Consider the following 5,971-nt stretch of genomic DNA (forward strand, 5'->3'; position numbering starts at 1 on the left):
ATGCGTTTGCCCGGCAAATGCGGCTCCATCCGATCCCACTGGTGATCTTTCAACATCAGACGAACTCCGCTCACCCAAGCCTCCGCGCCCAAAAGGAGCTTGAATCAGATTTGCGAGTCCGTCGAAAGCCTGAATGTCAACGCGCTCTAGGCCGAGAGGCTCCGACAATTTGACGTGACGTGTTCCGGCCCCTCAAGGCGGGCGAGGCTGCGGCCAAATGGCCACCCAGTCCTGCTTGCGAATTGTATATCAATCCTTATATCAAGCTTACCCCAGCGGACATTGTTGTGGACTTCGACAGCGGCGGGCGTCACCGCCAGCATCGATGAAGCCGTGCCAGGACGGATGTACTCCGGCACGGTTCGTTCCTGCGCTTGCCTGACGACGCGAGCGCCCGTCTGGTACCCTATCAGCCCAGGCCCGTAGCTGGCGCGGCAGGAGATGCGAAGGCATTCCGCCCGTTGACCCCGGAGCCTGGGCTTTTCCATTTTGTCAGACGCCGTGTTCAGGCCCTGATGAGGAGGGTGGCCTGAGCCCTATTGGCTTCCCCCTTGGACCGCAGCAACGAGCAATCTGGCAGCTATCACCGTTCCGTCACTGCGGACCGTCTTGGCGAAAGCGGCCGCTCGCTTGCGGGTTTCCGGAGCCAGCGCCGTCCTGAGAGGGGCCAAGAGAGACCCGGTTCTGGGGATCGGGCCATCGTGCGCCGCACCGATGCCGAGTTCGCTGACACGACCGGCCCAATAGGGCTGGTCGGCAACCTGGGGCACCACCACCTGAGGCGTGCCGGCGCGTGCCGGCGCGTGCCGCTGCCGTAGTCGTTCCGGCACCGCCATGATGCACAACGGCGGCGACCCGGGCGAAGAGCGCCTGCTGATTGACCTCGCCGACAGCGAAGCAATCTTCCCGATCGTCGACCCGCGCCGGATTCGCCCAGCCCTGGGCGAGAATCAGGCGCCGGCCGTGCGCGCGGACTGCCTCAATGGCGACGCGGGCAGGGTCTTCCGCGGCGTGCATGGCCATGCTGCCGAAGCCAACATAAACCGGGGGGTCGCCTGCGTCGAGGAAGGCTTCCAGCTCGGCCGGGAGCGGGCGCGTGTCCGGCACGATCCATGCCCCGGTCTGTACGGCGTCGGTAAGGTGGGTTGGCTGCCACGGGCTGAGGACCGGGTCCGATGCCAACAACGTATGATGCGTGAAGACATGATCCCGCACATTGCCCACCCCTGATAGGCCGATTGAAGCGCGGTGGGTGTTGACCGCCACGCCGAAGAGCGCGTTCTTCGCCTGGGCGATGAACTCCCACAGGGCCAGGTTGTCGGTCAGCTCCGGCGGGTGCGGCCAGCCTGGGTATTGCATGGGCGGGTGGTGCGGTGATGGCACCATGAGCGGGCAAAAGGCCGCCCAGATAAAAGGAATGCGCAGCTTTTCGGCCACCGACTGAGCAGCCGCCGCGGACGGGAACAGGCCGGTTGCAACAATTGCATCGCAGCCCTCGGCCGCCGCAGCGATCGCATCGAACTGGGTCGGGACCATCCTCGCTGCGAGTTGGGTCAGGCGCAGGCCTGACTGCTTCGCCTGCTCGATCCATTGGCGCACTGGCATGAAGGCTGGCGCCAGCGGCAGGCCCACTCGGTCCAGCAACTCCACGAACTCCGCATCGACCGGAGCGGAGACCAGCGCCTCCACGTCGATCGACTGCAAGGCCAGACCCAGCGCCACCAGCGGCTGGACGTCTCCACGCGACCCATAGGTCGACAACAGCACACGCATCTTCATGGCTCCCTCAAGTTTGTTCGAGGGCAGCGTTTATGGGCCATGACCGGGGACTTGCCGCAAGCCGGGGGTCCGCTACAAAATAAGAATGGAGAGTGGTGATTGCTCTTCCATCTCCCTTCAGGCTGTCAACGAACCCTCGCGAGACTATGGTGCGGGGATGTTGGCTTGGTCGATGTTTCCGTTGTCCTCCAAGATCGCTCTAAGAATTAAGGGCCATTGCTCCCGATGGGAACATAAGGCTACACAGCCTCGAAGATGTTCGACCCACGGGGCAATCCGAATAGTGCTAACTTTTACCAAGGGCGCAACAGTCACACTCGCGCCCACAATACGAACTGGCCTGTCCTTCTCTGCGGTCGGCGACTTCAACAGTGACGGCGTACAGGAGTTGGTTATCTCACAGGCACATCCGGCTGGCGCCCATCCGCGAGTCTATGATGGTACTCAATCTGGCACTCTGCTGTTTCTGTCATTCACCAGTGGTCTGCCGGTTGATATCACCTCTCAGGTTTTGGCTGGCAGCTTGCCTCAAGTAGCCGTTCCTTCAAAGGGTGCGTCGCAAACTTGGAGAAGAGACAAGGAAATGACAGACACTCGATCGAGCGCTCAGGCAGCAAGCATATCGAACTGCTCGGCAAGTGAAGGCTGCGGATTGCAGGCATACTTCGCCTGCTGTTTGCGCATCATGTGCACCATCTCGATGCCGCTCAGAATCGCAGGGGCACTGTCTATGGACTTGAACCCAAGCATCGGCCACACCCGCCGCTTAATGGCACGGTGATCCTGCTCGATACGGTTATTCAAATATTGGCTCTGCCGGATCCTGATTGGCTTCAGCTTTCGCCGAGACGTATTCCGTAGCCGGTCTGTCGCGTCACAGGACAGGATCGCCTTGCGATTGGTCTGGTTGCCGTCGATGACGATCTGCTCCGGACGGCCATGCCGCTTCAGTGCTCGGGCCAGAAAGCGTTTGGCAGCGGTGAGGTTGCGCCGCTCGCTGAACCAGAACTCCACTGTGGCGCCGTTGCTGTCGATGGCGCGGTAGAGATACATCCAACGACCTCGGACCTTGATGTATGTCTCGTCGACGTGCCACCTGCCGGTGACGACCCTCTTGTGGGCATTGAAGCGCTTCAGAAGTTCGGTCGAGTACCGGACAACCCATCTGTGAATGGTCACGTGATCGACCGGGATGCCGCGCTCAGCCATCATCTCCTCTAGGTTTCTCAGGCCGAGATTGTAAGCCAGATACCAGCGAATGCAGAGCAGGATCTCGGATTGATCAAAATGCCTGCCCTTGAACACCACGTCCCCACTATTGTGACCAAGGTCTCAGTAGCTGAAACTCTGAAGCAAAGAGTTTGCGACGGATCCTGAAAAACTCGAATCATGGACTCATTCTATTTCAGGTCAGCTTAATTCGGCTGACCTGTCCAAATAGCCGTGCGGGGCTGGCGGGACGTCTCATCACGTCTTCGTCGTTCAAAAGTCAGTCTGAACCGGTGTGAGTGCATCGGGGCAGGAGTTCAGGAGCCTCTCTCTCGGCTACGCTGAAGCAATTCGAAGAAGCCCTGTGCGCCCAAGGCATGAACATGGCCTTGGCCATCTTGGAGAAGATGCGCAAGGAGGAGAAGAAGACCCGGTCGATCGCTCCGGCCCGGAGAGTATCCGGACGCACGATGACGCCGGAGCTCGCCCGCAAGATCCTCGAGCTTCATAGCACCACTGACATGACCCAGCAGGAGATCGCCTTCCAGCTTGGGATCAACCAGGGTCGTGTGAATGAGGTGATCAAGCGTGGGAAGTGGCTGACCGAAGACCTGCAGTCTGAGGAAGCACAAGCGCGGGATAAGGCGAAGGCTCGAATGAAGCGAATGCAATCCGAGGATACGCCCATTTCGCGAAAGCAGCCGGTGGCGGTAGGTGTCGAGGAAGCGCCAAGATGCCAAAGGCGAAGCCGGCCAGTTCGGCGCAACTGTCGATTGACGATTTCCTCAAGATTTCGAGCGACTGAATGGAATCTTGTATCAGCGGGAGCTTTCCCCGCTGGTGACGATCAGTTCGAGCCTGGGCAGATCGGTATGGTGCATCAGCAGCACGCCATTTTTATGTGCGAGCTGGTGGGCGGACTTGGTGAAGACCGAATTGGTGACCACCACAGCATAATGGGCATCCTGAAACGCTGCGGCAGCATAGGCTTCCTGAACCGCCTTGTTGCCGACAGTGCCGTTGTAGAACTTGCACTGAATGACAACCCGACAGTCATCCTTTTCGGCAATGATGTCGGCGCCCTGGTCGCCTGATCCGGGAGTAAGTGCTGCACGCCATCCTGCCTCCTGCAGGACCTCGCGGCAGTAGAGCTCAAACTCCCTGCCAGTCATCGCGTCGTCCAATTCAACCGTCGGCTCGGCGGGCTGGTGCCGGTCGATGATCCGGTCAATTCGTGTCCTCAGGCGGGCAACGTACCGCTTCGGATCTTTGGCGAGGAGATGCTCGACCTTCTTGCGCTGGAACTCCGGCAGGAGGGTCTTCTTGATGAAGGTCGCGAGGTGTTTGTCCCAGCCCTCCTCAGAGACATTCCCATATTCGTCAGGTGAGAGCATATGGGTGCGTTTTGTCGCTAACGTCCTGACATGTGTCAGGGCTGCCCGGTCTGTTAGGTCATAGATGAGCAGAAACGAATGGACCTTAGTCAGGCGCAGGAACAGCAGCAGCGCGAGCCCGATCCAGGCGGCGATTGGCTGGAGATATAAGCCAATGCCGAAGAAGACGAGCAGTACGACGCTGAACGCCTTGTGTCTCCAGAGGTACCGAAACATTGCCTTATCCAGCAGTCGGCGGCGATTTCCAGTGTGACTGCGAGAGTTTGGATAGCTGACCGGGGTTACCAGCAGCTTCGCAAAGAGTTAGGCTCACTGAAACTCACAAGATTATTTCGGTTGCTACTGTCTGGTGAAACGGGTCCGGTCGAGGATTTGACCGGCGAACTCCCGCAGCTCTTCGGCCGTGCTGCCGTCATATCGCGGGATGACAAAGAGCGCGGCATGAAGCAGGATCATCAACTCCCGAGCTTGTTGCGCTTCGTCATCGGCGGCCGGCATGACTTTAGCCATCTTGGTTCTCACGATGGCAGCATCGCGATCCAGGATCTCCATAAGGCGAGTGGTCACTGCATCTCCTCTTCTAGGCAAGTCCAGAGGGACTTTTCACCTTAGATAGTTGACCTATGCCGATTGGTAATAGGGGAGATCATTGGGAGATGCAGGAACGCACGATCACTCGAGGTTGATACCGAGGGCAGCGCAATAGCCGTACTAAGCATGTTCCCCTGCCTTATGGTAAATCTCCGCGATCTCCATTTTCTTGCGCCAGTCGAGAGCGAAGCGGGATCCAGTCCGCTGCAGGCGCACATACGCCTTCGAGCAGGCATCCAGTTTGACGGTCTCACTTAAGCGAGGGAATTCCTCAGTCGACATTTGCTCGGAGTAGCCGTCGCGACCCATAAACATCACAAATACTCTGCGATGCTCTTTGATGAAACGTTCGTCGCTGAGAAAATCGGGAGATGATGTCTCGGCCATGGGGATCTCCATAATGGCAGGCAAAATAAAAAGCCGCCCCGACGTGGGGCGGTTCATTGTTGAGGCGGTTCAATCCGCGAATGTGAGAGATCTTAGACCTGCTGCAGGTTGGTCGCGGATTCTTTTCCCGAGCGACGGTCCTGTTCGACCTCGTAGGAGATCTTCTGACCGTCCGTCAAACCGCGGAGACCTGCGCGCTCCACGGCTGAAATATGAACGAACACGTCCTTGCCGCCATTGTCCGGCTGGATGAAGCCGTATCCTTTGGTTTCGTTAAACCACTTGACTGTGCCTGTCGCCATTTTCGTCTCTAGTCCCTAGTAGTTCCCCTCCGGCGGAACGTCACGCTCCGCCCCTCCGGTGACAAGTCCGTCACGGGAAGGAGGGTAGTTGAGCAAGGGAACCGTGGCAATAAAGTGACGGAATGATCGTTAAGTGACGGAGGATCGTCATCAAAGTTGCTTCTAATGATCTTCACTAAAGACCTGCAACGGAGAGACCTGCGTGCCGGAAGAAGCTGGTGATGAGCTCAGGCCGTTGCTGCAGGCGGCCGAACTCGCGGCGGGCCAGGCGGTGCAAGTCGGCGACTGATCCGGGCAACGCGCTTTCCA

At 58.8% G+C, this 5,971-nt stretch carries 6 protein-coding genes; all 6 read right to left on the reverse strand.

From position 1 onward, the window contains the following. Window positions 1-594: 594 nt before the first annotated feature. Window positions 595-1,779 carry a glycosyltransferase gene (locus FS320_RS36260; protein ID WP_244627613.1) on the reverse strand — a complete coding sequence of 395 codons (1,185 nt, stop codon included), beginning with the start codon at window positions 1,777-1,779 and terminating at the stop codon, window positions 595-597. Window positions 1,780-2,385: 606 nt separating this feature from the next. After that, window positions 2,386-3,084, reverse strand: a complete 699-nt coding sequence (locus FS320_RS36265; protein WP_162003465.1) for an IS6 family transposase — start codon at window positions 3,082-3,084, stop codon at window positions 2,386-2,388. A gap of 722 nt (window positions 3,085-3,806) precedes the next feature. Continuing rightward, a complete protein-coding gene (locus tag FS320_RS36275) occupies window positions 3,807-4,598 on the reverse strand; it encodes a restriction endonuclease (RefSeq protein ID WP_152717191.1) in 792 nt (263 codons plus the stop codon). Between the two features lie 123 nt (window positions 4,599-4,721). Further along, on the reverse strand, window positions 4,722-4,949 hold the full coding sequence (locus FS320_RS36280; RefSeq protein WP_152717192.1) for a hypothetical protein: 228 nt from the start codon (window positions 4,947-4,949) through the stop codon (window positions 4,722-4,724). Between the two features lie 144 nt (window positions 4,950-5,093). Then, window positions 5,094-5,360: a hypothetical protein gene (locus FS320_RS36285; protein WP_152717193.1), complete on the reverse strand. Its 267-nt coding sequence runs from the start codon at window positions 5,358-5,360 to the stop codon at window positions 5,094-5,096. Window positions 5,361-5,452: 92 nt separating this feature from the next. After that, window positions 5,453-5,662 (reverse strand): cold-shock protein, encoded by a 210-nt coding sequence (locus FS320_RS36290; protein ID WP_152717194.1) that lies wholly within the window; start codon window positions 5,660-5,662, stop codon window positions 5,453-5,455. Window positions 5,663-5,971 lie beyond the last annotated feature (309 nt).

Origin of the sequence: Microvirga tunisiensis (genome assembly GCF_009296175.1) — a bacterium.
Lineage (GTDB): Bacteria > Pseudomonadota > Alphaproteobacteria > Rhizobiales > Beijerinckiaceae > Microvirga > Microvirga tunisiensis.